This is a genomic window from Enterobacter cloacae complex sp. P27C (genome assembly GCF_014895705.1).
In the GTDB taxonomy this organism is placed as follows: domain Bacteria; phylum Pseudomonadota; class Gammaproteobacteria; order Enterobacterales; family Enterobacteriaceae; genus Enterobacter; species Enterobacter bugandensis.
In genome coordinates, this window is record NZ_JADBQB010000003.1 from 385,507 (window position 1) to 411,363 (window position 25,857).

Genomic DNA, 25,857 nt, shown 5'->3' on the forward strand with positions numbered 1-25,857 from the left:
ACCTTTTTTCAGGCCACCTTCGGGTGGCTTTTTTATGGGCGCAATATGGCTACAGAAAAAGTGTTAAAGGGCCGCAAGGGCGGCAGTTCCAGTTCCCGAACCCCTACTGAACAGCCAGATGATCTGCAATCTGTAGCGAAGGCTAAAATCCTCGTTGCGCTTGGGGAAGGGGAGTTTGCAGGGCAGCTCACTGGCAAAGATATCTACCTGGACGGAACGGCGCTGGAGAACTCCGACGGCTCACAAAACTTCAGCGGCGTGACGTGGGAGTTTCGCGCGGGAACGCAGGCGCAAAATTACATTCAGGGCATTCCCGGTACCGAAAACGAAATCAGCGTGGGTACTGAAATTTCCAGTGTTACCGCATGGACACGCACTTTCACTAACACTCAGATCTCGGCAGTACGCCTGCGTCTGAAATGGCCGTCTCTGTTTAAACAGGAAGATGACGGGGATTTGGTCGGATATTCGATCAACTACGCGATTGACCTGCAGACGGACGGCGGAACATGGCAGAAGGTACTCAATACCAGCGTGACCGGGAAAACAACCTCTGGTTACGAGCGTAGCCACCGAATTGATTTACCTCAGGCTGGCAGTACCTGGACCATCAGACTGCGTAAAATTACAGCCGATGCTAACAGCGCGAAGATTGGCGACACGATGACACTGCAGAGCTTCACTGAGGTGATCGACGCCAAGTTGCGCTATCCGAACACCGCGCTGCTGTACATTGAATTCGACTCCAGCCAGTTTAACGGCTCAATCCCGCAGATCTCCTGTGAGCCCCGCGGACGTGTTATCCGTGTTCCTGATACTTATGACCCTGAAACCCGAACCTATAGCGGTACATGGACCGGGGCGTTTAAATGGGCATGGACGGATAACCCGGCGTGGATTTTTTACGATCTGGTGGTTACCGATCGTTTCGGCCTTGGTAACCGGCTTACTGCGGCTAACATCGATAAATGGACGTTGTATCATGTGGCTCAGTATTGCGATCAGCAGGTACCGGACGGCAAAGGCGGAAGCGGTACCGAACCACGGTATACCTGCGACGTCTATATCCAGGACCGTAACGACGCTTACACGGTGTTGCGTGATTTTGCCGCTATCTTCCGCGGCATGACTTACTGGGGCGGGGATCAGATCGTTGCCCTGGCTGACATGCCACGTGATGTTGATTACAGCTATACGCGCGCGAACGTTATTGACGGTCGCTTCACCTATTCGAGCAGCACCACGAAAACCCGATACACCACGGCGCTGGTATCCTGGTCCGATCCGGATAACGCCTACGCTGACGCGATGGAGCCCGTATTTGAGCAGGCGCTGGTGGCACGTTACGGCTTTAATCAACTGGAGATGACGGCTATCGGATGCACCCGGCAATCAGAAGCAAACCGAAAAGGCCGCTGGGGCATCCTCACCAACAATAAAGACCGTGTTGTTTCGTTCGATGTCGGCTTGGATGGAAACATACCACAGCCGGGCTACATCATCGCCGTGGCAGACGAACTGCTTTCCGGAAAGGTTATGGGCGGCCGCATCAGCGCCGTTAATGGTCGCGTTATCAAACTTGACCGCGTGGCAGATGCGGCAGCAGGTGATCGCCTTATTCTCAACCTACCTTCCGGAGCGTCGCAGAGCAGGACCATTCAGGCCGTGAACGGTGAATCAGTCACAGTCGCCACGGTATACAGTGAGACGCCACAGGCCGAAGCTGTTTGGGTGGTGGAATCTGACGAGCTTTACGCTCAGCAGTACCGCGTTGTCAGCGTAAGCGATAACGATAATGGCACCTTCTCGATCACCGCTGCATGGCACGATCCGGATAAATATGCCCGTATCGATACTGGCGCAATTATCGACCAGCGGCCAATAAGTGTAATACCTCCTGGTAATCAGTCACCGCCAGCTAACATCGTGATCAGCTCGTTTTCAGTGGTTCAGCAGAATATCAGCGTCGAAACGATGCGCGTCAGCTGGGACCAGGCGCAGAACGCTATCGCCTATGAGGGGCAGTGGCGCCGCAATGACGGAAACTGGGTGAACATGCCGCGCAGCTCCACCACGTCATTTGACGTCCCGGGGATTTATTCCGGGCGCTACCTGGTGCGCGTGCGCGCAATCAATGCCGCGGAAATTTCCTCAGGGTGGGGCTATTCAGAAGAGAAAACGCTGACGGGTAAAGTGGGCAATCCGCCTAAGCCGGTTGGCTTCATCGCTTCTGAAAATGTGGTATTCGGTATCGAGCTGAACTGGGGATTCCCGGTGAATACCGACGACACGCTGAAGACGGAAATTCAGTATAGCCTGACCGGTACCGAAGACGATGCGATGCTGCTGGCCGATGTGCCTTACCCGCAGCGAAAATATCAGCAGATGGGCCTTAAGGCTGGGCAGATTTTCTGGTACCGCGCGCAGCTGGTGGACCGCAGCGGCAATGAGTCAGGCTACACCGACTTTGTGCGCGGGCAGGCGAGTATTGATGTTTCCGATATCACTGATGTGATCCTAGTGGAGATTAAAGATTCCGACGTATTTAAGGATTTGATTGAGAATGCCGTTGCCAGCAGTGACAAACTGGCGGAACTGACCGATGCAATTAAGGAGAACGCCGATGGCCTGGCTGCAGCTGTAGGTTCGAACAAGCAGACTGCAGAAGCAATCATCGGCAATGCCCTGGCTATTGCTGATGTTGTCGTTCGCCAGACTGCGCAGCAGGGCGCAAACTCTGCGACATTCGAACAGCTCAGAGAGGTGATCGCCACTGAGACGGAGGCGCGAGTTACTGATGTTACCCGTCTTGAGGCAAAAACTGCGCAGAATGAAGCCGGTATTACTGATGTTCGCCAGGCATTAGTGACGGAAACTGAAGCGCGCGCTTCTGCGGTAAGCCAATTGACTGCTGCCACGCAGAGCGCCTCTGATAAAGCTGATTCAGCTGCTGCTGTAGGTGCTCAGAATACAGCATCAATCACTGACCTTAGCCAGGTTGTCACAGACCTCGATTCCTCAATGGCATCACGTCTGGAAGAACTGGGTGCACAAACTGATAAGGCCAGCGGCGGTATTCAGAACAATGCTATCGCGCTGATCACCAGTACTCTCGCGCAGGTTAACCAGCGTAACCTTCTGAGCGTGCAATATGGCGATAACAAAGCCGGTATTGAGCGGGTCGATAATGTAATGGCCGATGCCAGTAAAGCTGTTGCTGAGTCTTTGCGTACCCTTGACTCCAGTGCCGGGGGAAACACCGCGAATGTCACTGACCTGTCAAAGACGCTTGCTGACTTCACACAGGCTTCGGCTACTCAGATCAATTCACTGAAGGTCACCGTAAATGGCCAGCAGGCCGCCATTATTCAGAATGCGCAGGTATCAGCAGACATCAACAATAACCTGAATGCGATGTACAGCATTAAGGTGGCTGTTGATGCTAACGGTCGTCAGTATGCTGCAGGCATGGGTATTGGTGTTCAGAACACTCCAACCGGAATGCAGTCGCAGGTGTTGATCCTGGCTGACCGATTTGCGGTGATGTCTCAGCCTGGTGGAGCTGTAAATTTGCCCTTCGTCATTCAGAACGGGCAGACGTTTATCCGTGACACCTTCATTCAGGATGGCACTATCACCAATGCCAAGATCGGAAATGTCATCCAGTCGAATAATTACAGTGCGGGTACAGCAGGCTGGACCATCAACAAGAATGGTTCTGCTGAATTAAACAATGTCACGGTTCGTGGAGGGATTTACGCCCAGAATGGGCAGTTTGGATTTACCAACTCAACAGGAGGAGTCACGATCAATAACAACGGTGTCACTGTCAATTTGTCGAACGGTGGGCGCATTGTTCTGGGAGAGTTTTGATGGCCAGGGGACTCTATATCGATTTGAATGACGGGCGTCCGGCAATGACCATCACTGCCGGAATGAAATGTCCGTCGTATGGTGGGGAGGCTGTGGAGGCATGGGGCCAGCAGACCATGACTGTTCAGGGCTATGTTGCTGGAGCTACCCCTTTTTTCATTCCATCAAATTCGGTTGTGAATGTGACTCGCTCGCCGAATCTGATAACAACGATTATGGTTCTCGATGGGATAACCAATAACGGCAATGGAACTCTTACTCAGAGTGTCTGGTCATCAGATGGCTGGGGGAAAGATAAAACATTTCCCGGCACAGTCTGGCAGATTTTACCCGCCGGGCAGAGTGGAAACCGTGGTTTGCTTATTGAGGATTCGACAGACTTTATTGCGATCTCTGACGTCAGCCGTGTTGCTTCCTGTGTTTTCAGTGGAACGGTCAATGTAAATGGTACTTACACACTTCCGGCCAAAGGGCTCGTTTTTGCCCGCTGGAATGACAGCTCAGCTACGCTCGAATGTGATGGTAATAATATTTACTCCCGGCAGGATTACACGGGCTATGACGATATTGCCCGTTCTGTGAATGTCGATATTGCGATTTTTTCGGTTCAGGCTCCTGTACCCGGGAGAGGATTAAATTTCATCAATGCTGCTGGTCAGTGCACTTTCTCTACCACCCGACGTCCATTTATATTCCGCAATCAGTTTTATTCACCGGGCAATAGCTGGGTCGATATTGGCAACAGCATGATTGCGCTTGGCTGCTATGGTTTCAACTCTTCAACAGCCAGCGGGTGGTGCAACATGCGATCCAAGGGACTGGTGATGAGCGGGAACTCGGTAAAATGTGGGAATGGCCGTGTCCGTTCCCGATGGACCGACAAGTATTCTGTGACCGGCGAGAGATATACCGGAATGAGTATTCCCATCATCCCCGCAATGTATTGACACAACCCCACTAACAAGCCCCGCCATGGCGGGGTTTTTTATTACCAGGAGAAAATATGATTTATACCACTGGCACTATTGCCATCAGCGGAAATACCCTAACAGGTACGGGAACAAACTTTACTGCAGCTGGCTCGTTAATTCGTAACGGCTGTAGCGTCATCGCACTGACCAACCCCGCGCAGGTTTTCCAGATCACCGCGATTGGGAGCGCAACCTCTCTTACCGTTACGCCAGCCGCTAACCCTGCCGTACCTTCCGGTACCAAATACGCCATTCTTCTGAGCGACAGCCTGAGCGTGGATGGCCTGGCGCAGGATATTGCTGAAACATTCACGATGTACCAGCGCTATATGAGCGGATTCGCTGATGTGATGAACGGTACTACAGACGTCACCATCACGATTAACGGCGTGGCCGTCACGGTACCGGGGCAGAAGTCACTGGCCAAGAAAGGGGCAAACAGCGACATTACCAGCCTTTCCGGGCTGACTACAGCGCTAAGTATTTCACAGGGGGGGACTGGTGATAAGACTGCCGCTGGGGCGCGTACAAACCTCGGTTTGGGGAATGTGGCAACTAAAAATACTGGTGAAGGGGATAATGATGTACTGGCTCCAGGGTCATTTGGTGTGGGGTCTAAAAACCTTCCAGTAATTTCTGACCTCTGGGACAAGAGTAAGGGGACTCGCTTCTGCAACGTTACCCCTGCAACATCGGGAGGTCCAGGTGTTTACGGTTCAGGCATCCGGCTGTCAGATCGAAACATCGGGAGTGGATCAACCTCTGCCGCGCAGCAGTCATTTTATGCTCTGATTCTTAGTGGGAAAGTTTTTCAGTTCATGAGCATGGCTGATGGTGTCGATAGTGGCTGGATGCAGATTTACCACACCGGGAACACGACTCGGGCAGCCGATGGTACGCTGAAAGGTGCATCGCCTATTGTACAGTTGTTCGGGAATGGTACATGCCAGCTTAACGATGAGTCTGAGGGGTGCACTGTAACCCGCCAGGGTATCGGGGAATACCTGATTGAAGGTTGTACCGGCTTGAATGCAGATGCTGCATGGGGCGGTATAGATGGCGGTTTTGACATTCCTACTGACCGTAACAAACAGCCACTCATCTGGCTTGATTATAAGGTTAAATCTGACGGTTCTGTGCTGGTTAAAACCTATCACCGCACCCACCCGTCGGCCCCTGAATTTGCCAGAAATGAGCGGGCGGGGTTAGCTGATGGAGACCCGGTTGATATCCCGTCAGATCAGTTTGTAAGCGTCCGAGTGGAAATGCCAGCTGACAGCATCTGGAATAAGAAACTTGATGCGGCAAGAACTGCACTTAATGACGAGCCGGAACAAGCTGTTTAACAGATGGCTTAATTCTGCTCACCCAAGGCCATTGTCGAAAAATTTACAAAAGCCATAATTCGAAGCGTGAGAAAAGCTTAGAAGCGAAACGGCGAAGCTTTAAGCAATAGCTTTTGGGACTGCATCTTGCGGACACATACAAATAAAACTACTGTATATAAAAACAGTATTTGAGGTGTGTGTCATGGAATTCATCAGGCCTACAGAACTGCGAGAAATCATCGCTCTCCCGCTTTTCAGTGACTTAGTACAGTGCGGATTTCCCAGCCCCGCGGCTGATTACGTTGAACAGCGCATCGATCTCAATGAGTTACTTGTCGCTCACCCGAGCTCGACATATTTCGTCAAAGCAGCGGGCGACTCGATGATCGAGGCCGGGATCAGCGACGGTGATCTGCTGGTGGTGGACAGCTCACGCACTGCTGTGCATGGTGACATTGTCATCGCCGCGGTGGAAGGGGAGTTCACTGTTAAGCGCCTGCAGCTACGCCCGACAGTCCAGCTCATACCGATGAACAGCGCTTACTCGCCGATAATCGTCGGCAGCGAGGATACGCTTGATGTGTTCGGTGTCGTGACTTTCATCGTGAAATCTGCGAGCTGAGCATGTTTGCACTCTGTGATGTGAATTCGTTCTACGCATCATGCGAGACGGTGTTTAGACCTGATCTGAGGGGGCGGCCAGTGGTCGTTCTGTCGAACAATGATGGTTGCGTAATCGCACGAAGCGCCGAGGCCAAGGCCGCTGGAATTACCATGGGGGAGCCATTTTTCAAGCAAAAGGAGCTTTTCCGTCGCGCTGGCGTTGTTTGCTTCAGCAGTAATTACGAGCTTTACGCTGACATGTCGAACCGGGTAATGACGACGCTGGAGGAAATGAGCCCCCGCGTCGAAATTTACAGCATCGATGAAGCTTTTTGCGACCTGACAGGTGTTCGCAACTGCCGTGACCTGACGGAGTTCGGCAAAGAGATCCGCGCTACGGTTCTGAAGCGTACGCACCTAACTGTCGGGGTTGGCATCGCGCAGACGAAAACCCTCGCTAAGCTGGCAAATCACGCCGCCAAGAAATGGCAGAGGCAGACGGGTGGTGTTGTTGATTTGTCCAATATTGATCGCCAGCGTCGGTTGTTGGCTATTGTGCCTGTGGAGGATGTCTGGGGCGTCGGCAGGCGCATCAGTAAGAAGCTGAACGCCATGGGCATCAAAACGGCTCTAGATCTCTCAGAACAAAGCACATGGATTATCCGTAAACATTTTAACGTGGTACTCGAGCGAACGGTCCGGGAGTTGCGTGGCGAGCCTTGTCTTGATCTGGAGGAGTTTGCTCCGGCAAAGCAGGAAATCGTCTGCAGCAGGTCGTTCGGTGAACGCGTCACCGAGTACGAACAGATGCGCCAGGCTATTTGCAGCTATGCGGCGCGCGGTGCTGAAAAGCTTCGCGGCGAGCATCAGTATTGCCGCTTTATTTCTGCATTCGTGAAAACCTCTCCCTTTGCGCTTAACGAGCCGTATTACGGTAACAGTGCGTCCATGAAGCTTCTCACACCCACGCAGGATTCCCGCGACATTATCAACGCCGCTGTAAAGTGCCTGGACAAAATCTGGAAGGATGGACACCGCTATCAAAAGGCTGGAATCATGCTGGGAGACTTCTTCAGCCAGGGGGTGGCCCAGCTGAATCTTTTCGATGAGAACGCGCCACGCGCTGGAAGCGAAAGGTTGATGGAAGTGCTCGATCACCTGAACGCTAAAGACGGGAAAGGAACTATCTACTTTGCCGGACAGGGCATTCAGCAGCAATGGCAGATGAAGCGTGAAATGCTGTCTCCACGATATACAACGCGTATTAGTGATTTATTAAGTGTCAAATAAACTTCCTATGGTATCTTACTGATATGTCTATTATTGACTTCAATAAGATTGAACAAGGACCTAGAATGAGTAACAAACCAATTGTTTTCATTGCATCTTCGTCGGAAGCATCTTTACACGCTGAAGCTGTCAACTTACAACTTACTGAAGAAATGCAATCCGAGGTATGGACAAATGCTTTTGATTTATCATCAATTACAATAACTCAAATCATAAAAAAAACTAAAGAGTCTGACTATGCGGTATTCATATTTCATCCTGATGATCAAATTTTTATCAGAAATATTGAATATAACTCAGTAAGAGATAATGTGGTTTTAGAGCTAGGGATGTTTATTGGAAGTCTAGGGCTTGAAAAATGTTTTATTTTAATTCCAAAATCAACGGAACGGGATTTTAGATTGCCATCTGACCTGCTCGGTGTGACTGTATCTCATTATGATGTTCAAGATAAAAATATAATCCGTGCTATCACCCCAAGTTGTACAAAAATTAAATTTTCGATTAAGAGCTTGGAAAATTCAAAGATTGAAACTGATGTACTTAGCCAAGAAAGTATATTAAAGGCACAATTAAATGATGCTAAGTCTCAGATATGGACAATGAACTTTGACATGCAACGCATGACAGAGAGTGCAAATAATGCAAATGACATCATCAAAAGAATGTTTTTCTCTATTGCGAAGCCAGCTACACCTTTAGAAATAAAACAATGGGAAGACGGCGCCAAAGCAACTCAACTCAGAGAGATTAAAATCCAACGACATAATGTTTTTATAGTTGATAAGGATGTGATAATACCTCCTTTATTTGGTTCTGAATTAATATCATTGATTGTTAAAGAAGGTGTCAATGTTTATGGTTTGGATAATTGCGGGCATAATTTAATATATTTCATGGATGGGTTTAGAGTAAATAAAGAATTGGGGCATTAATTAATTTAAGTATAAAAACATAGTGCAACAAGAATTATTATATAAGGTATTTATTTCATTTATTATATTTATAACCAAGGGAGTCGGCAATTAATTCGGCCCCTTGGTTCTTCACATTCCCCACGGCGCGCGACACAGCGTGCCAGATAAACTTGTCAGCTGGCACTGCGCCGTCGGCAGCTATCTCCTCAGCTTCTTTCCCGCCTATGTCCTGGCGCATCCATTCGCGCGCCGCTTCAGGTGACAGAACCAGCGGCCTGCGGTCGTGAATATCCACGAGGCCTTTATCAGCAGCAGACGTCACAATGAGAAAACCTTCTGCTTCGTCGCCACGCTCGAACGGCGTGCTGCCGATTGCAGCCATAAAGATTGGCTGATTGTCGGCGCGGTGGATGAAGAAAGGCTGTTTCTTGTCACCTTCCCGTTTCCATTCAAACCAACCATCTGCGAAGCATATCGCTCTGCCATGTTGCCAGAGCGGTTTAAACATTCTGCTCGTTGCCGCCGTTTCAACACGAGCGTTAATCAGTGGCGGTTTATCCCACCACCCGGGCGCGTAAGACCACAGGACAGGATCGAGGTGCAGCTGCTCGTCGCGTTCGCTCAGCAGGAGAACTTTTGTGCCTGGTGCCACGTTGTACCGGCCAATTGGCTCCGGGTCGTACGCGATGTCACGATCGGCTTCGTCGGCCAGGTATGCCAGATAGTCTTCACGGGTTTGGGCTTGTGCAAAACGTCCACACATAGAAACCTCCAGCCAGATGTCAGACTGAAAGTATAGGGCAGGAAGAAAAAACAGGTGCGCACCGAAACATTATGATTTTGAAACAGGGGCATGATGATGGAAGCCAGCGAGGCGGTAAAGCGGCGTGTTGCTAAACTGGAAGGATCTACGCAAAGTTTCGAAAATAGTGTAAAGAGTAAATCTAACCCGGTAGTGTGTCCGGGTTTGCTGTGATGACATTAGGTAAATTCATTCATTTGTAAGCCACATATCAGACTCTTCAAACATTTCCTCCAGCATACGGTTCAACTTTTCACGGTCGCTTTTGCTGGCATCACTATTCAATCCGTTAGCCTGCATAGGTTTAACCTTCACTTCAGCATCAGGGAATATGTGATGAACTCGCCTCGTCAGCTCAGCCAGAATAATTTCTCTGGCTCCATCCAAGCCCTGGAAATTTCGCTTATCGTAAACCAACTCAACAAACATAACAGTCTCCTTAATCTGTTTGAGAGGAGGTTATATTTTTACTGTAAAGATATACAGTGTCAAGGCGAGTAAAACGATTTAAAGGATGGGATTTTTTCGTCCGATTGAACAGAAAGTACGGGCAATTATTCCCCAGTTTTTCCCCAATGTTTCCCCGTATAAAAATACCAATAAAAAAACCAGCCATAAGAGGCTGGTTTTCAATGTGTTTTTGGTCGGCACGAGAGGATTTGAACCTCCGACCCCCGACACCCCATGACGGTGCGCTACCAGGCTGCGCTACGTGCCGACGCATAGAAAGAATACTACTCGATTCCGTTTCGAATGCAAGGGAATCCGTCGCTAACTGGTTTATTATTAATCAGTTAGCGATGAAGCGCTTCTCATCCGTCAGAACCTGTAACAGCAGGCTAAGCTGTGGTTTCTGGTCCTTCAGCCGTTCACCCTGCAGATTATAGGTCTGATAGTTCCCGTTGCTGTTCAGCACCAGCGTCAGCTTCGGCGTGGTCACCACCAGCGTGTTGCCGTCAGCTGCAGTCACCCAGTTATGGCGGCGCGTGGCGCTGAAGAGATCCTGCCCCTGCGAATACTCGTTTGCTGGCGTACTGACGTGCAGCAGGCGCTGCATCAGGGTCGTCATGACGTCTTTATGTTCTGTGAGCATATTGATGCGCTGCGCCGGCGTTCCCGGCCAGTGGATCACCAGCGGAACATGCAGGTTTGGACGTGACCAGCTCATGCTCTTCGTCTCGTCGCCTAACGGTACGCCATGCCCTGCGGTCACGATCACGACCGTGTTATCAAGCTTGCCTGATTCACGTAGCGCGTCAAGCACGCGGCCAATCTGTGCGTCAACATCGCTGGCCGCGCGGCCGTAGCGGCGCGCAAAGCCAGCCTGGTTGCTGTCGTTAAGCGTTGTGCCGTTAAAGGCCACCCACGAGAACCAGCGGTTATCTTCCTGCGCGTAGCGCTGCAGCCAGTTTATCCACTGGTTTGCGGTCTGGGCATCAGACTGGCTCTGCGCGGCAGGCAATGAGAAATCAGAGAGCAGCGCCTGGCGGTACAGTGAACTGTTGAAGCCGTCCGATGAGAACAGCCCTAACTGATAGCCCTGCTGATTAAGCCCGGTGATCAGCGCCGCAGGAATGCGCGCAGACAGCACGCCGTCCATGTATCCGGCAGAAATGCCATAGAACAGGCCAAAGATACCCGCATCGGTTGAGTTACCTGAACTCATATGCTGGGTAAACGACACGTTCTGACTCGCGAAATCGGCCAGCGCAGGCATCTGCTTCTCGTAACGAGAATAGTTGAGGCCATCGACGGTAATCAGCAGGACGTTTTGCCCGCGACCCATATCGCGATAGCGCAGATCGCTCAGTGGATACTGCACGCTAACCGCTTCCGGATTACCCTGTTCGACCAGACGGCGCTGGTACTCCTGGGCATCAAGCAGGCCGTGTTTCTCAAGGAAACGACGGGCCGTCATCGGATAAGAGAGCGGCAGGTTAGCGCGCTGCATGGTAATAGGGCGATAGAAGTTCGCATCCGCCCAGATATACATGAGGTGCGAACTGATAAATGAGACGAAAAAGAGCGCGGCGACGGGCTTCGCGTAATGGCGGCGCCGGGTCAGGCTGCGGAGCTTTTGCCAGCTCCAGGTGGCAAACAGCATCTCGATCAACAGGATCACCGGAACGCTGATGAACATCAGCTGCCAGTCGCGGGCCGTTTCGTTCTGGTCGGGGTTGATCACCAGTTCCCAGACGATAGGGTTGAGATGCAGGTGGAACCGGGTGAACACTTCACTGTCGATAAGCAGCAGCGTCATCCCCACCGTCGCAAGGATTGCGGACAAGAACCGCATCAAACGCTGCGACATGACGATAAACGTCAGAGGAAACAGGATCAGCAGATAGGTGGCGAATACCAAAAAGCTAAAGTGACCAACAACGCTTATCCAGGAGTAGATACGCCCGGTTAGCGTTGTGGGCCAGTCTGCGACAAACAGATAACGACAGCCAATTACCGTCGCTAGCAGAATGTTGAACAGGGCAAACCAGTGTCCCCAACTGACCATCTGGGAGACTTTTTCACGGTAGCGCTGACGATTCGTCACCATAAACTGTTGTTCGTTTCCCTTAATGGGCCTGGTCGTTGCTGACGGATGACTGTAACGCCTGGGCGAAAGATTTGGCGATCGCCTGACGCTGAGCCGGAGCAACGCTGGTGTTGATAAGGTTGGTGACCATATTTCCCAAAACCATCAGGGAGAGATCGGTCGGCGTTTTATGTTTTTCCAGTACGTTGACCAGCTCACTGAGCAGTTGTTCAACGTGTTCATCACTGTAGCGGGAATGTTGTGGCATAAATCAAAATCAGTTTGTTGATGAAAGGGCAACATATTACCGTAGCAACAGCTTTTTTTCCCCTTTTTTATCTGTTGTTGCACACATGTCCTGGTGGTGGTTGAATACCGCCCGGTCTAAAAGGAGAGTTTATCATGAGTCTGGAAATCAACCAGATTGCCTTGCACCAGCTTATCAAGCGTGATGAGCAAACCCTTGAAGTGGTGCTACGCGATTCGTTACTGGAACCCACGGCAACCGTTGTGGAAATGATGGCAGAGCTGCATCGCGTCTACAGCGCTAAAAATAAAGCCTATGGTCTGTTCAGCGAAGAGAGTGAGCTGGCCGATAGCCTGCGCCTGCAGCGTCAGGGCGAAGAGGATTTCCTGGCGTTTAGCCGCGCGGCAACCGGGCGTCTGCGCGACGAGCTGGCGAAATATCCGTTCGCCGACGGCGGTATTGTCCTGTTCTGCCACTATCGTTACCTGGCGGTCGAGTACCTGCTGGTTACCGTGCTGAATAACTTAAGCAGCATGCGCGTGAACGAGCAGCTGGACATCAGCTCAACGCACTATCTGGATATCAACCATGCGGATATTGTGGCGCGTATTGATTTGACCGAGTGGGAAACTAACCCGGAGTCGACCCGCTACCTCACCTTCCTGAAGGGGCGGGTGGGCCGCAAAGTGGCGGATTTCTTTATGGACTTCCTCGGTGCCAGCGAAGGCCTGAACGCCAAAGCGCAGAACAAAGGGCTGCTGCAGGCCGTTGATGACTTCACGGCGGAAGCGCAACTCGATAAATCTGAACGCCAGACCGTGCGTCAGCAGGTTTACAGCTACTGCAACGAGCAGCTGCAGGCGGGGGAAGAGATTGAACTGGAGTCCCTGTCAAAAGAGCTGGCGGGCGTCAGCGAAGTGAGCTTCCAGGAATTCACCGCGGAGAAGGGCTATGAGCTTGAGGAGAGCTTCCCGGCGGATCGCAGCACGCTGCGTCAGTTAACCAAATTTGCCGGCAGCGGCGGCGGGTTAACCATCAACTTTGACGCCATGCTGTTGGGGGAACGCATCTTCTGGGATCCGGCCACCGATACCCTGACCATCAAAGGTACGCCGCCGAACCTGCGCGATCAGCTTCAGCGCCGCACGTCTGGCGGTAAATAGCAGCTATAAAAAAACCCCGCCGAAGCGGGGTTTTCTCGACAGGTTTGCGATTACGCGCGAACGAAGTCGATGTGAGTCAGTTTTGGCTTGAACGCGTGACGCTGAACAGCCTGAACCTTCACTTTTTCTTCTTTACCGCCAACAACGATGGTCAGAACTTCGCTGTAGAACTCAGCTTTGGTCTGCATGTTCCACACTTTGTCGTGATCCAGTTCGATAGCAACTGGAGCAGCTTCGCCACCGTAAACGATAGCCGGGAACTTGTTAGCGTTACGCAGGCGGCGGCTCGCACCCTTACCCTGCACGTTACGTACTTCTGCTTCGATAGTGAACATTGATTTCTCTCTGTATTTAAAACCCTACTACAGGCGACCCAGCAGCAGGTGAGTGTTCTGCCCCACGGATGTGAAGCGGGCGGCATTTTATACTCAAATGCCCCGCACATCAATGAAAAGTCCCGTTAACCGCGCAATTCATTTGCCCGACGGAAGCGACCTTCATAGTCAAAGACCTTCTCGCGAACCTGCCAGAACTGGCCTTTCTTGCGGGCGACCACGAAGTCGGGGTGGCGCAGCAGCACCTGCTGATGCACGATATCCGCCACGGTTATCCAGTGCAGCGGCACGCCAGGCGTACGGGTATGCGGCCGGATAAACAGCTGCTCAAATGCCGTACGCTGGGCAGGCGTCTGAACCCTGAACCGTTCGCTGACGTCAGCGCCATCCTCGTCGTAATAGGTGATTTTCAGCCACTCGCCTTTTTCATCCGCGCCGGGCTGCAGCGCCATGCCGGAGCAGCGCAGCACCAGCGCATCTTTCAGCTTCAGCGCCGCTTTCAGCATGTCGTCCGGGTCCACCAGCACCGTGTCGCACTCGCGGCAACGGCGGGCGGCGATGTCATTTTCGGCGTTGCACTGCGGGCAGTTTTTGAAGCGGAAGCGGAAATCGCACTGCTCGCGATGTCCCTCATCATCCTCAAACCAGCCCTGACAGCGGCGGCCAAAGTGTTCAATCAGCGTGCCGTCGGCGGTGGTTTTTCCCCAGAAGGTGTTGGCAAAGCCGCAGGCCGGGCAAAACACCTGTACCGGCACGTTGTCGCTTTTGCCTTTTGGCGCGCCCACTTCCGGGGAGTACAGATCGTGCGGGTTGCCGGCGTAATCCAGTATCAGGCAGTCGGTTTTGCCCGGCGCCAGGCGCAGGCCACGGCCGACAATCTGCTGATACAGGCTGACGGATTCGGTCGGGCGTAGAATCGCAATCAGATCGACGTGCGGGGCGTCAAACCCGGTGGTTAATACGGAGACATTCACCAGGTAGCGGAACTGCTGGGCTTTGAAAGCCTCAATCAGCCTGTCGCGCTCCGGGCCGGGCGTTTCGCCTGTGATCAGCGCTGCGTCGTCAGCGGGTAGCAGTCCCGTGATTTCGCGCGCGTGTTCGACGGTGGCAGCAAAAATCATCACCCCTTTACGCGTTTGCGCGAACTCTTCAATCTGGCTGATGATATGCGGCGTGATCCGCTTCTGTTTTTTCAGCTCATGGTTAAGATCCGCCTCGCTGAACAGCCCGTTGCTCTGCGCCTGTAAGCGGCTGAAATCGTACTGCACGACCGGCATATCCAGCCGCTCGGGCGGCGTCAGGTAGCCGTGCTTAATCATGTAGCGCAGCGGAAGTTCATAGATACAGTCGCTGAACAGCGCTTTCTCGTCGCCGCGCACCATGCCGTGATAATGAAAGCGGTAGATCCAGCCTTTGCCCAGACGAAACGGGGTTGCCGTCAGGCCGAGCAGGCGTAAGTGAGGGTTCACCTCTTTAAGGTGAGTGAGGATTTGCTGATACTGGCTGTCGTCGTCATCGCTGATGCGGTGACATTCGTCGACAATCAGCAGCGAAAACTCGCTGCGGAACAGATCCAGGTTGCGGGCCACCGACTGTACGCTGCCGAAAACCACTTTGCCGTGGCTCTCTTTGCGCTTCAGCCCGGCGGCGAAAATGTCGGCTTCCAGCCCCAGCGCACAATATTTGGCATGGTTTTGCGCCACCAGCTCTTTGACGTGGGCCAATACCAGCACGCGACCACGCGCCAGGCGCGCCAGTTCGGCAATGACCAGGCTCTTGCCTGCACCGGTCGGGAGGACAATGGCCGCCGGTTCCCGGTGTTTACGGAACCAGGCGAGCGTCGCGTCAACGGCTTCCTGCTGATAGGGACGAAGTGTAAAAGTCATGGGGTCTCGGTTTCGTTAATCCGCATATAGTATGCCACGAAACTTTTTCCCTTGAGTGGCGCAACCAGACCATTATACTGAACCGTTCCTGACTGCTTCTTTTTTCGGACGCACGGTCCGACTTCCAGCACCATTAAGGCTAAAAAGATTTCATGCGACTTGATAAGTTTATCGCTCAGCAACTCGGCGTAAGCCGCGCTATTGCCGGGCGCGAAATTCGCGCCAACCGCGTTACCGTGGATGGCGACATTGTGCGAGACAGCGCGTTCAAACTGCAGCCTGACCATCAGGTTGAGTACGACGGCAATCCGCTGACCCAGCAGCACGGTCCCCGCTATTTCATGCTCAATAAGCCGGAAGGCTATGTCTGCTCAACGGACGATCCGGATCACCCAACTGTGCTCTATTTCCTCGACGAACCGGTGGCGCATAAGCTGCACGCCGCGGGCCGCCTCGACATCGACACTACCGGTCTGGTGCTGATGACCGACGACGGACAGTGGTCGCATCGCATCACTTCCCCGCGCCACCACTGTGAGAAAACCTATCTGGTCACGCTGGAGTCACCGGTTGCGGATGACACGGCAGAGCAATTCGCGAAAGGCGTTCAGCTGCATAATGAAAAGGATCTGACCAAACCCGCCGTGCTTGAGGTCATCACCCCGACGGAGGTCCGTTTGACCATCAGTGAAGGACGCTACCATCAGGTGAAACGCATGTTTGCCGCCGTGGGTAACCACGTTGTGGGCCTGCATCGTGAACGCATCGGTGCGATTGCGCTCGATCCCGACCTGGCGCCCGGTGAATATCGTCCGCTGACGGAAGAAGAGATTGCCAGCGTCGGTCTGCCTTCGCACTAATTTCAGGAGAACCCTGTGACCACCAGGCCACACTCGTCGTTCAAAATTGTCTTCATTCTTGGCCTGCTGGCGATGCTGATGCCACTGTCTATCGACATGTATCTGCCTGCGCTGCCGGTGATTTCCGCCCAGTTTGGCGTACCGGCAGGCAGCGCGCAGATGACGCTCAGCACCTATATTCTCGGTTTCGCGCTCGGACAGCTGCTGTATGGCCCAATGGCCGACAGCCTGGGGCGTAAGCCGGTTATTCTTGGCGGGACGCTGGTCTTTGCGGCCGCAGCGGTCGCCTGTGCGCTGGCGCAGAGTATCGATCAGCTGATTATCATGCGCTTCCTGCACGGGCTGGCCGCCGCTGCCGCGAGCGTGGTGATCAACGCCCTGATGCGTGATATCTACCCGAAAGAAGAGTTCTCCCGCATGATGTCGTTCGTCATGCTGGTGACGACGATTGCGCCGCTGGTGGCACCGATGGCCGGTGGTGCGGTGCTGGTGTGGTTTAGCTGGCACGCGATTTTCTGGATCCTGGCGCTGGCCGCGCTGCTGGCCTCGGCGATGATTTTCTTCTTTATTGATGAAACGCTGCCCGTCGAGCGCCGCCAGAAATTTCATATTCGAACCACGATAGGCAACTTTGCCTCGCTGTTTCGCCACAAGCGGGTGCTGAGCTACATGCTGGCGAGCGGGTTCAGCTTCGCCGGAATGTTCTCCTTCCTGAGCGCCGGGCCGTTTGTCTATATCGAACTGAACCACGTTTCGCCGCAGCATTTTGGCTATTATTTTGCGCTCAATATCGTCTTCCTGTTTGTCCTGACCATCATTAACAGCCGCTTTGTCCGGCGGGTGGGCGCGCTGAACATGTTCCGCGCCGGGCTGTGGATCCAGTTTGTGATGGCGGTCTGGCTGGTGGTGAGCGCGTTTCTGGGCGTGGGCTTCTGGGCGCTGGTGATCGGCGTGGCGGCCTTTGTCGGCTGCGTGTCGATGATCTCGTCCAATGCGATGGCGGTGATCCTCGACGAATTCCCGCACATGGCGGGAACCGCATCGTCACTGGCGGGAACCTTCCGCTTCGGGATTGGTGCCATCGTCGGGGCGTTACTCTCTATGGCGACCTTTACTACGGCCTGGCCTATGCTGTGGGCGATGGCTTTTTGCGCAACCAGCTCTGTGCTTTTCTGTCTTTACGCCAGCCGGCCGCGAAAAGCGGCGCACTAACGCGCAGATAAGGCCCGAAAGGGCCTTTTTTGTTGACGCATATCAACCAAACTCGCGTTCGTTTATTCCGTGTTTGTTTATTTTATGTAAAATCTATTTATGTAAAAAGTCACATCATTGTATTCAAAAAGGTTGAGTTAGATCGCAGAAACGGGTACATATAGCGCCGACGCGAGCCTCGATACCGATAAAAAAGCGCTGAATAGTGCAGGTTGGCGATGATGTGTTACTATGAATGTAAATAAATTGTGAAGTAAATTTTGCTTCCGGGGAACGAACGTGAATACATTACAACTCTCCATTGTCCATCGCTTGCCCCAGAGCTATCGCTGGTCGGCGGGTTTTGCAGGTTCGAAAGTTGAACCGATTCCGCAAAGCGTCGCGGGCTGTGAGAATTGCCTGGTGGCGCTCAAGCTGCTGAGCCCGAGCGACGAAAATGCGTGGCGGGTGATGGAGCGTCTCAGCCAGGCCCTGACGGATATCGAAGTGGACAGCTCCGTACTGGAGTGCGAAGGGGAGCCGTGCCTGTTCGTCAAAAGCCAGGACGAATTCGCCGCGACCTGCCGCCTGAAAAACTTTGGCGTTGCGATTGCTGAACCTTTCTCCGGCCAGTATCCGTTTTAAGCGCTAGTCTGCCGCGAGCAGCTGGCGCGTGTAGCTCTGCGTTGGCGCAGTAAATACGCGCTGGCAATCACCCTGTTCGACCACCTCACCCTGTCGTAGCACAATCACCTGATGGCATAGCGCCCGAACCACCTGTAGATCATGGCTGATAAAGATATAGGCCAGCCGGTGCTTTTCCTGTAGCCCTTTGAGCAGCGCCAGGATCTGCGCCTGTACGGTTCTGTCCAGAGACGAGGTCGGTTCATCCAGAATAATCAGCTCCGGTTTCAGGATCAGCGCGCGGGCGATGGCGATACGCTGGCGCTGTCCGCCGGAAAATTCCGCAGGGTAGCGGTGGCGAGTGTCGGGATCTAAGCCCACTTCCGCCATCACCCGCATGACCTCCTGTTCCCGCTGTTGCGCACTCAGGCCAGGCTGGTGAACGCGCAGGCCCTCTTCGATAATCTGCAACACGCTGAGGCGCGGGTTAAGCGAGGAGTTGGGATCCTGAAATACCACCTGCATGCGGGGCCGCACGGGCAGCATCTGGCGGCGGTTCCAGCGGTGCAGCGGCATATCGTCAAACAGGATCTCGCCCTGAGAGGCAATTAAGCGCAGCAGCGCCAGACCGGTAGTGCTTTTCCCCGAACCGGATTCGCCCACCAGCCCCAGGGATTCACCCGGTCGCAGCGAGAAGCGGATATTTTTCAGCACCGGGTTCTGGTCAACGATGCGCCGCAGAACGCCTTTGCGGATCGGGAACGAGACGGATAAATCATCGACGCGCAGCAGCGGTGTGCTGTCTGCCGTGAGAGGCACCGGGTCGCCGGAAGGTTCGCTGTCGAGCAGGCGCTGCGTATAGGGATGCTGCGGCGCGTTCAGCAGCGTGGACGCGGTATTCTGTTCAACGCAGCGTCCGTTTTGCATGACCGCGACGCTGTCGGCCAGCTTTTTCACGATGCTCAGGTTGTGCGTGATAAACAGCAGGCTCATGTCCAGCTCGTCACGCAGTTCCCTCAAGAGTGTCAGAATTTGCGCCTGCACCGTGACGTCCAGCGCCGTCGTCGGCTCGTCGGCAATCAACAGTTCGGGGCGCGTGAGCAGGGCCATGGCAATCATTACCCGCTGGCGTTCGCCGCCGGAGAGCTGATGCGGAAAATCATTCAGCCGTTTGGCCGCGTTGCGTATGCCTGTACGTTCCAGACAATCCAGAATTTCGCCCCGCGCGGCCTCTTTGCGCATCCCCCGATGAAGTGACAGCACTTCATAGAGCTGTTTTTCCAGCGTATGCAGTGGGTTGAGCGACACCATCGGCTCCTGGAAGATCATGGCAATCTTATTGCCGCGAATACCGCGCAGGGTATGTTCATCAGCGTGCAGCAGCGAACTGCCGTGGAACAGAATATCCCCTTGCGGATAGCTCACGGGCGGGGAGGGCAGCAGACGCAGGATGGAGAGCGCCGAGACGCTCTTGCCCGAACCGGATTCACCCACCAGCGCCAGCGTTTCACCGCGCTGGATCTGCAGCGACAGGTCGGTGACCACGGTACGGGTCTCGCCCTGCTTCGAGAAGGCAATCGACAGGCGATCAATACTGAGAAGAGGCTGCGTCATCTTATACCGCCTTGTTGGGATCGAAGGCATCGCGCACGGCTTCGCCAATAAAAATCAACAGCGAAAGCAGCACGGCCACGGAAAGAAAGGCGGTGATGCCCAGCCACGGCGCCTGCAGGTTGTTCTTGCCCTGCAGCAGCAGTTCGCCGAGCGACGGCGACCCCAGCGGCAGGCCGAAGCCCAGAAAGTCCAGCGAGGTGAGGGTGGTGATGGAGCTGCACAGAATAAAGGGCAGGAAGGTGAGAGTCGCCACCACCGCATTGGGAAGCATATGGCGGAAGATGATTGCGCGATCGCTCACGCCTAACGCCTGCGCGGCGCGAATATAGTCGAAATTACGGGTGCGCAGAAACTCTGCCCGCACCACGCCCACCAGCGCCATCCAGCCAAACAGAACGGTGATGCCCAGCAGCCACCAGAAGCCCGGCTGTACCACGCTGGAAAGCAGAATGATCAGAAACAGCGTTGGCATACCGGACCAGACTTCGATGATACGCTGCCCCCACAGGTCAATTTTTCCGCCGTAGTAGCCCTGAACGGCGCCGGCCACTACGCCCATTACGCTGGAGAAGACGGTCAGCATCAATCCAAAGAGAATAGAAATCCGCGTACCGTAGAGGATGCGCGCCAGCACGTCGCCGCCGTTGGCGTCTGTTCCCAGCCAGTTTTGCGCAGAGGGCGGAGAAGGGAAGGGGGTTGTGGTCGCGAAGTTAATGCTGTTGGCGCCAAAGCGCACCGGAGCCCAGAGGGCCCAGCCGTGCTGTTCGATCTGCTGGCGCAGCCACGGATCCTGGTACTCCGCCGGGGTGGCAAACGGGCCGCCGAAGTCGCTTTCACTGTAGTTAGCCAGTACCGGCACGTACCAGCGGTCGTTAAAGTGCACCAGCAACGGTTTGTCGTTGGCGATCAGCTCCGAACACATGCTCAGGACAAACAGGAAAGCAAAAATCCACAGCGACCAGTAGCCGCGGCGGTTATGGCGAAAACGGGCCCAGCGGGCCTGGTTAACGGGGCTTAAACGCGGCATCAGCGGCCCTCAAAATCAATTCGGGGATCGACCAGCGTATAGCTGATATCGCTGATGATATTCAGCAGCAGGCCAATCAGGGTGAAAATATAGAGCGTGCCAAACATTACCGGATAATCGCGCGATACGGTGGCTTCGTAGCCCAGCAGGCCGAGACCGTTGAGCGAGAACATCACCTCAATCAGCAGCGAGCCGGTAAAAAACATGCTGATGAACGTGGCTGGAAATCCGGCAATCACCAGCAGCATGGCGTTGCGGAAAACGTGTTTCCACATAATCTGCTTCTCGCTGACCCCTTTGGCGCGGGCGGTCACGACATACTGCTTGCGGATTTCATCGAGAAAGGCATTTTTCGTTAACATGGTCAGGGCGGCAAACCCGCCGATCACCGTCGCCAGCACCGGCAGCGTGATATGCCAGAGATAGTCGGTGATTTTCTGGTACCACGGCAGCGTGCTGAAATCGGCGGAGACCAGCCCCCGCAGGGGGAAGATGTCGAAATAGCTGCCTCCGGCAAAGAAGACAATCAGCAGAACGGCAAACAGAAACGCCGGAATAGCATAGCCGATGATGATGAAGGTGCTGCTCCAGATATCGAAGCGGCTGCCGTTATGCACCGCTTTTCGGATCCCGAGCGGTATAGAGACCAGATAGATAATCAGCGTGCCCCACAGCCCCAGCGTGACCGAAACTGGCAGGCTTTGCTTGATCAACGTTAATACGGACGCACTGCGGAACAGGCTATCGCCAAAATCAAAGCGGATATAATCCCAGAGCATCTTGAAATAGCGCTCGTGTATCGGCTTATCAAAGCCGTAGCGATGGGTGATCTCGGCGATCACTTCAGGATCCAGCCCGCGCCCGCCGCGGTAGTGGCTTTCACTAATATTCCCCACGCCGGTTCGCGCATGGCTGGCGCCCATGCCTTCTCCGCCGCCGCCGGGCATGCCGCCGCTGTTGCCAAACTCAATGGCGGCAATGGCCTGGTCGACCGGCCCGCCCGGGGCAATTTGCACGATAAAAAAGTTAATGGTGATAATGGCCCACAGCGTGGGAATGACCAGCAGAAGTCGGCGTATTAAATAGGCACCCATGAAAATTCCTTATCGCCGCTCGGCGGGCAGTCTGGCGGCTTTATTCACGTCATACCACCAGGTGTCAAAGCCCAGAGAATAGACAGGGCGCACGGCAGGCACGGAGAACTTGTCCCAGCGCGCAAGGCGGTCTTCGCCCATATACCACATGGGCAGCATGTAGTAGTTCCAGGTTAACACCCTGTCGAGGGCGCGACCAAGCGGCAAGAGCTTATCTTTATCGCCCTGCGCAGCCACAATTTTTGCAATCAGGGCATCAATCGCCGGGCTTTTTACGCCTGGCGCATTGTACGAGGAGTCGATGTAGCTGGAGGCCCAGGAGATTTGCAGATCCGAGCTGGGCCACGGCTGCGCGGGCCACAGGCGTTGCATCATGTCGTAATCGCGGCTGCGCATGCGGTTGGTGATCTGCGCGTTATCGACCTGGCGAATGTTCATGGTGATCCCCAGCCGCGCAAGGTTGTGCTTAAACGGCAGCACCCACTGATCGTTGCCGCCGGAGGAGAGCAGCAGTTCAAAGCTTAAAGGCTTGCCGGTTTTCGCATTGACGCGTTTCTGGTTCTTCAGCTGCCAGCCTGCCTCATCCAGCAGCTTGCTGGCCTTCAGCAGGTTGTCGCGGTCGTAGCCGTCACCCTTTGAAGCAGGCGGCTGAAACACCGTGGTAAACACCTCCGGCGGCACTTCCGCTTTCAGCGGCGCCAGCAGGAGCAGTTCGTCGGCTTTAGGGTAGTCGCGCGCGGCATATTCGGTGTTCTGGAAATAGCTGTTCGCGCGGCTGTATGCTCCGTAAAACAGGGCTTTGTTCATCCATTCAAAATCGAAGGCCAGGGAAATGGCTTCCCGAACGCGGCGGTCGGTAAATACCGGGCGCTGAATATTAAACGCCAGCCAGCGCGTGTCCTGGGCGGATTCGTTTTTGTGCTCGTCTTTCACGATGTAGCCTTTCGTGAAGTTTTTGCCGATATAGCGGGTCGCCCAGTTTTTGGCGCTGTTCTCCACGCGTAAATCGAAGGCGCCGGCCTTGAACGCTTCAAACGCCACGTTATCGTCGAGGTAGTAGTCATAGCGAAGGGTGTCGAAATTCCAGCGCCCGCGGTTTACCGGCAGGTTAGCCGCCCAGTAATCTTTCACGCGGGAATAGACCACGTACTGCCCCATGCGCCAGTCGGTAATGCGGTAAGGGCCACCGGCCAGCGGCGGCGTGGAGAGCGGGTCGCTTAACTTATGGTTTTTCCAGAACGATTCAGGCATAACCGGCAGCGAGAACAGGCTAAGCATATTCTCTTTGTTCGGTTCGCTCAGCTCAATGCGTACGGTGAGGGGGGCAATGGCGCGCACCGTTGCGCCTTTATACACAATGCGGAACTGAGGAACGCCTTCGGTCATAAATTTATGAAACGTAAAAGCGACGTCGCTGGCCTTGACCGGCGTGCCGTCGTGAAAGCGGGCCCGGGGGTTTAGGGTAATTTCGGCCCAGGCGAAGTTATCCGCGTAGCGCACGTTATCGGCAATCAGCGGGTAATAGCTGCCGGGCTCATCATCAGACGTGACAAAAAGCGTGTCATAGAGCGATTCCGTTCGCGCCGCGGCCACGCCGCGCAGGGCGAAGCGGTTAAAGTTGTCGAACGTTCCCGTAGCCGAGAGCGTGACCTTTCCACCCTTAGGGGCGGCAGGATTGACGTAATCGAAGTGCGTAAAATTGACCGCGTATTTTGGCTCGCCAATCACGGCGAACGCGATGTTCTCTTTGATGGTTTGCGCCTGGCTGGACAGGCTCACGACTGCCAACCAAAGCAACATAAAGCGCATAAACATCTCGCGGCGGCTCCCTCTTTTACAGACCGGCTCAGTTAAGCTGAATAATAAGTGACGCCACGGGCAATGTGAAATTATTCCCCGTCAGGCGACACCGTATTTTGCCACGTGCGGAACTGCTCCAGCGGCATCGGGCGGCTAATCCAGTAACCCTGCAGATAATTAACCCCATGCTCGCGCAGCCAGGCCGCCTGTTCCGGTGTTTCCACCCCTTCCGCAACGGTCGACATATTCAGTCGTCTTGCCAGCGTCAGTACGGCATCCAGCACCGGGGAGGTCACGGTTTCTGTGCCAATGGCGTTGACAAAGCCACGGTCGATTTTCAGGTAGTCCATGGTGAAATGTTCAAGATAAATCAGCGCGCTGTGGCCGGTGCCGAAATCGTCGATGGCAATTTCAAACCCTTCGTTATGAAGCCATTCGAAGAGGCTGTTAGCTTCCCGATGGTTCAGCATGTCGCGCTCGGTAATTTCCAGTACGATCTGGAAGTAATCAGGCGGCAGCAGGGCTTTGAAGGTGCGCATATCGTCTTTGAAGCTTTCCGCATGCAGATGCCCCGGCGCGATATTAATGCCCACTTTGGCACCCGGCGGCAGCACGGTCTGTAGCACTGGCGCATCGTGAATAATCAGGTCAAAAAGATGCAGCGTGAGCGGAACAATCAGCTTCTGCGCTTCGGCAAAATTGATAAAGGCGTCCGGCGGGATCTCACCCATGGTCGGGTGCTTCCAGCGCATCAGCACTTCAAGCCCGGTCATCCTGAGCGATTTGGCGTCGACAACGGGCTGATAAACCACATAAAACTGGCCGCGCTTGATGGCGCTCAGAATCTCTTTGCCCGGATTGAGACGCGTCGTGAGGATGTAGAAGTTAAGCGACCCTGCCGCAATCCCGCACACCAGCCCGAAGAACAGGGCGTAAAGTATCTCATCGGTCGTCCACTCCTCGGCGTACAGGTTGATGGTCAGAGGAACGTCTTTGAGCGTCGCGGTGCGCGCCGGCGTTTCATGTAAATCCTTCGCTTTGACGAGGGCGCTTGAGGCAGTGGATAACGCATTGTCGCCGATGACGATCGCGATGCCTGCAAACTCGTCCTGGCGCGCGGTGTAAAGCAGGTAAGGCGTCAGGTTGAGATTCACCGAGGTGAATACGCCGCCGTCCTTCACAAGCGGATTACGATACCAGATGGCAATCGCGGGCTTATTGGGCAGCATGGGCGTGCCGGGGAGCAGTGCGATATCAACCTGCTTGTTGATGTGCAGCTCGGGTATCAGCTCCTCCATCGGGGCATTCATTGGCCCTGTGGCTGACGAGCAGAACGCCATTTTGTCTCTGACCAGCAGGAAGGCGCGTACGTTGAGGCTGAAGGCCGCGCGCGAGGTCAGCTCCGCGTTAACGTCCTGGCAATTATTGAGCGTCAGCGGCTGGAGCACGTCGATGGAGGCTTTCAGCTCGTCAAAATAGCTCTCCATGTAGATGCGCACATCCATAATCAACGTATCGAATCGGATTTCCCGCTTGTGGTAGCTCCAGAAAAATTGCAATGAACCCAGGAGCAGGGCGGCGATCAGGCCGGTAATGATACTGAGGAACAGTATCTTTCGATGACTGGAGAAGTAGCGGGTGAGCATAAACGTCGTGGTTCCTGAATTGCCGCTGATTGTATTCATTGTAACGGGCAAAAAAA

At 54.1% G+C, this 25,857-nt stretch carries 21 protein-coding genes and 1 tRNA gene; 10 read left to right on the forward strand and 12 right to left on the reverse strand.

Annotated elements, in window-relative coordinates; translation table 11 throughout:
* Positions 1 to 45 precede the first annotated feature (45 nt).
* The 6 genes from IM291_RS08025 to IM291_RS08050 all read left to right on the forward strand — a co-directional run bounded on the left by IM291_RS08025 (position 46) and on the right by IM291_RS08050 (position 9,000).
* Entirely contained in the window at positions 46 to 3,873 is a 3,828-nt protein-coding gene (locus tag IM291_RS08025) for a phage tail protein (protein ID WP_192986557.1), read from the forward strand.
* Positions 3,873 to 4,820 (forward strand): DUF6453 family protein, encoded by a 948-nt coding sequence (locus tag IM291_RS08030; protein WP_063930857.1) that lies wholly within the window; start codon positions 3,873 to 3,875, stop codon positions 4,818 to 4,820. Before IM291_RS08025 ends, IM291_RS08030 begins: the two co-directional genes overlap by 1 nt.
* A gap of 56 nt (positions 4,821 to 4,876) precedes the next feature.
* Complete coding sequence (locus IM291_RS08035; RefSeq protein ID WP_192986561.1) at positions 4,877 to 6,190, forward strand: phage tail protein; 1,314 nt, start codon at positions 4,877 to 4,879, stop codon at positions 6,188 to 6,190.
* A 184-nt stretch (positions 6,191 to 6,374) separates the two neighbouring features.
* Positions 6,375 to 6,794 carry a translesion error-prone DNA polymerase V autoproteolytic subunit gene (locus tag IM291_RS08040; protein WP_192986562.1) on the forward strand — a complete coding sequence of 140 codons (420 nt, stop codon included), beginning with the start codon at positions 6,375 to 6,377 and terminating at the stop codon, positions 6,792 to 6,794.
* 2 nt (positions 6,795 to 6,796) lie between these two features.
* On the forward strand, positions 6,797 to 8,065 hold the full coding sequence (locus IM291_RS08045; protein WP_192986564.1) for a Y-family DNA polymerase: 1,269 nt from the start codon (positions 6,797 to 6,799) through the stop codon (positions 8,063 to 8,065).
* Positions 8,066 to 8,130: 65 nt separating this feature from the next.
* A complete protein-coding gene (locus tag IM291_RS08050) occupies positions 8,131 to 9,000 on the forward strand; it encodes a TIR domain-containing protein (protein WP_192986566.1) in 870 nt (289 codons plus the stop codon).
* 55 nt (positions 9,001 to 9,055) lie between these two features.
* Here IM291_RS08050 and IM291_RS08055 read toward each other — a convergent pair whose 3' ends face one another.
* From IM291_RS08055 to IM291_RS08075, 5 genes are all read right to left on the reverse strand, one after another.
* Positions 9,056 to 9,745: an SOS response-associated peptidase gene (locus IM291_RS08055; protein WP_192986568.1), complete on the reverse strand. Its 690-nt coding sequence runs from the start codon at positions 9,743 to 9,745 to the stop codon at positions 9,056 to 9,058.
* Positions 9,746 to 9,973: 228 nt separating this feature from the next.
* Positions 9,974 to 10,213, reverse strand: a complete 240-nt coding sequence (locus IM291_RS08060) for a DinI family protein (RefSeq protein ID WP_192986570.1) — start codon at positions 10,211 to 10,213, stop codon at positions 9,974 to 9,976.
* Between the two features lie 212 nt (positions 10,214 to 10,425).
* Positions 10,426 to 10,502: transfer RNA gene (locus tag IM291_RS08065), tRNA-Pro, on the reverse strand.
* Positions 10,503 to 10,574: 72 nt separating this feature from the next.
* Complete coding sequence (gene yejM / locus IM291_RS08070) at positions 10,575 to 12,335, reverse strand: LPS biosynthesis-modulating metalloenzyme YejM (protein WP_028013888.1); 1,761 nt, start codon at positions 12,333 to 12,335, stop codon at positions 10,575 to 10,577.
* Positions 12,336 to 12,354: 19 nt separating this feature from the next.
* The gene (locus IM291_RS08075) at positions 12,355 to 12,582 is read right to left on the reverse strand and encodes a YejL family protein (RefSeq protein ID WP_014884596.1); all 228 of its coding nucleotides are present in this window, start codon (positions 12,580 to 12,582) and stop codon (positions 12,355 to 12,357) included.
* A 134-nt stretch (positions 12,583 to 12,716) separates the two neighbouring features.
* Between IM291_RS08075 and yejK the strand changes: the two genes are divergently transcribed.
* On the forward strand, positions 12,717 to 13,724 hold the full coding sequence (gene yejK, locus IM291_RS08080; RefSeq protein WP_008500957.1) for a nucleoid-associated protein YejK: 1,008 nt from the start codon (positions 12,717 to 12,719) through the stop codon (positions 13,722 to 13,724).
* A 50-nt stretch (positions 13,725 to 13,774) separates the two neighbouring features.
* Here the strand turns inward: yejK and rplY are convergent, their stop codons facing one another.
* Together rplY and IM291_RS08090 are read right to left on the reverse strand one after the other, a co-directional pair.
* On the reverse strand, positions 13,775 to 14,059 hold the full coding sequence (gene rplY, locus IM291_RS08085) for a 50S ribosomal protein L25 (RefSeq protein ID WP_028013887.1): 285 nt from the start codon (positions 14,057 to 14,059) through the stop codon (positions 13,775 to 13,777).
* A gap of 125 nt (positions 14,060 to 14,184) precedes the next feature.
* Entirely contained in the window at positions 14,185 to 15,945 is a 1,761-nt protein-coding gene (locus IM291_RS08090; protein ID WP_192986572.1) for a DEAD/DEAH box helicase, read from the reverse strand.
* Positions 15,946 to 16,097: 152 nt separating this feature from the next.
* On the opposite strand from IM291_RS08090, the gene rsuA reads away from it, so the two are divergent.
* From rsuA to IM291_RS08105, 3 genes are all read left to right on the forward strand, one after another.
* A complete protein-coding gene (rsuA, locus tag IM291_RS08095; protein ID WP_028013885.1) occupies positions 16,098 to 16,805 on the forward strand; it encodes a 16S rRNA pseudouridine(516) synthase RsuA in 708 nt (235 codons plus the stop codon).
* 15 nt (positions 16,806 to 16,820) lie between these two features.
* Entirely contained in the window at positions 16,821 to 18,017 is a 1,197-nt protein-coding gene (locus IM291_RS08100; protein ID WP_048958051.1) for a Bcr/CflA family multidrug efflux MFS transporter, read from the forward strand.
* Positions 18,018 to 18,296: 279 nt separating this feature from the next.
* A complete protein-coding gene (locus tag IM291_RS08105; RefSeq protein WP_028013883.1) occupies positions 18,297 to 18,641 on the forward strand; it encodes a YejG family protein in 345 nt (114 codons plus the stop codon).
* A 3-nt stretch (positions 18,642 to 18,644) separates the two neighbouring features.
* On the opposite strand, the gene yejF is transcribed toward IM291_RS08105, so the two are convergent.
* The 5 genes from yejF to IM291_RS08130 form a co-directional block, all read right to left on the reverse strand.
* Entirely contained in the window at positions 18,645 to 20,234 is a 1,590-nt protein-coding gene (gene yejF, locus IM291_RS08110) for a microcin C ABC transporter ATP-binding protein YejF (protein WP_028013882.1), read from the reverse strand.
* Position 20,235: 1 nt separating this feature from the next.
* A complete protein-coding gene (locus tag IM291_RS08115; protein WP_192971280.1) occupies positions 20,236 to 21,261 on the reverse strand; it encodes an ABC transporter permease in 1,026 nt (341 codons plus the stop codon).
* Positions 21,261 to 22,355 (reverse strand): microcin C ABC transporter permease YejB, encoded by a 1,095-nt coding sequence (locus IM291_RS08120; RefSeq protein WP_028013880.1) that lies wholly within the window; start codon positions 22,353 to 22,355, stop codon positions 21,261 to 21,263. The genes IM291_RS08115 and IM291_RS08120 overlap by 1 nt, the downstream gene beginning before the upstream one ends.
* Positions 22,356 to 22,364: 9 nt before the next feature.
* The gene (locus IM291_RS08125; RefSeq protein WP_028013879.1) at positions 22,365 to 24,170 is read right to left on the reverse strand and encodes an extracellular solute-binding protein; all 1,806 of its coding nucleotides are present in this window, start codon (positions 24,168 to 24,170) and stop codon (positions 22,365 to 22,367) included.
* 74 nt (positions 24,171 to 24,244) lie between these two features.
* Positions 24,245 to 25,801: a cyclic di-GMP phosphodiesterase gene (locus IM291_RS08130; protein ID WP_047367968.1), complete on the reverse strand. Its 1,557-nt coding sequence runs from the start codon at positions 25,799 to 25,801 to the stop codon at positions 24,245 to 24,247.
* Between the last annotated feature and the right edge of the window lie 56 nt (positions 25,802 to 25,857).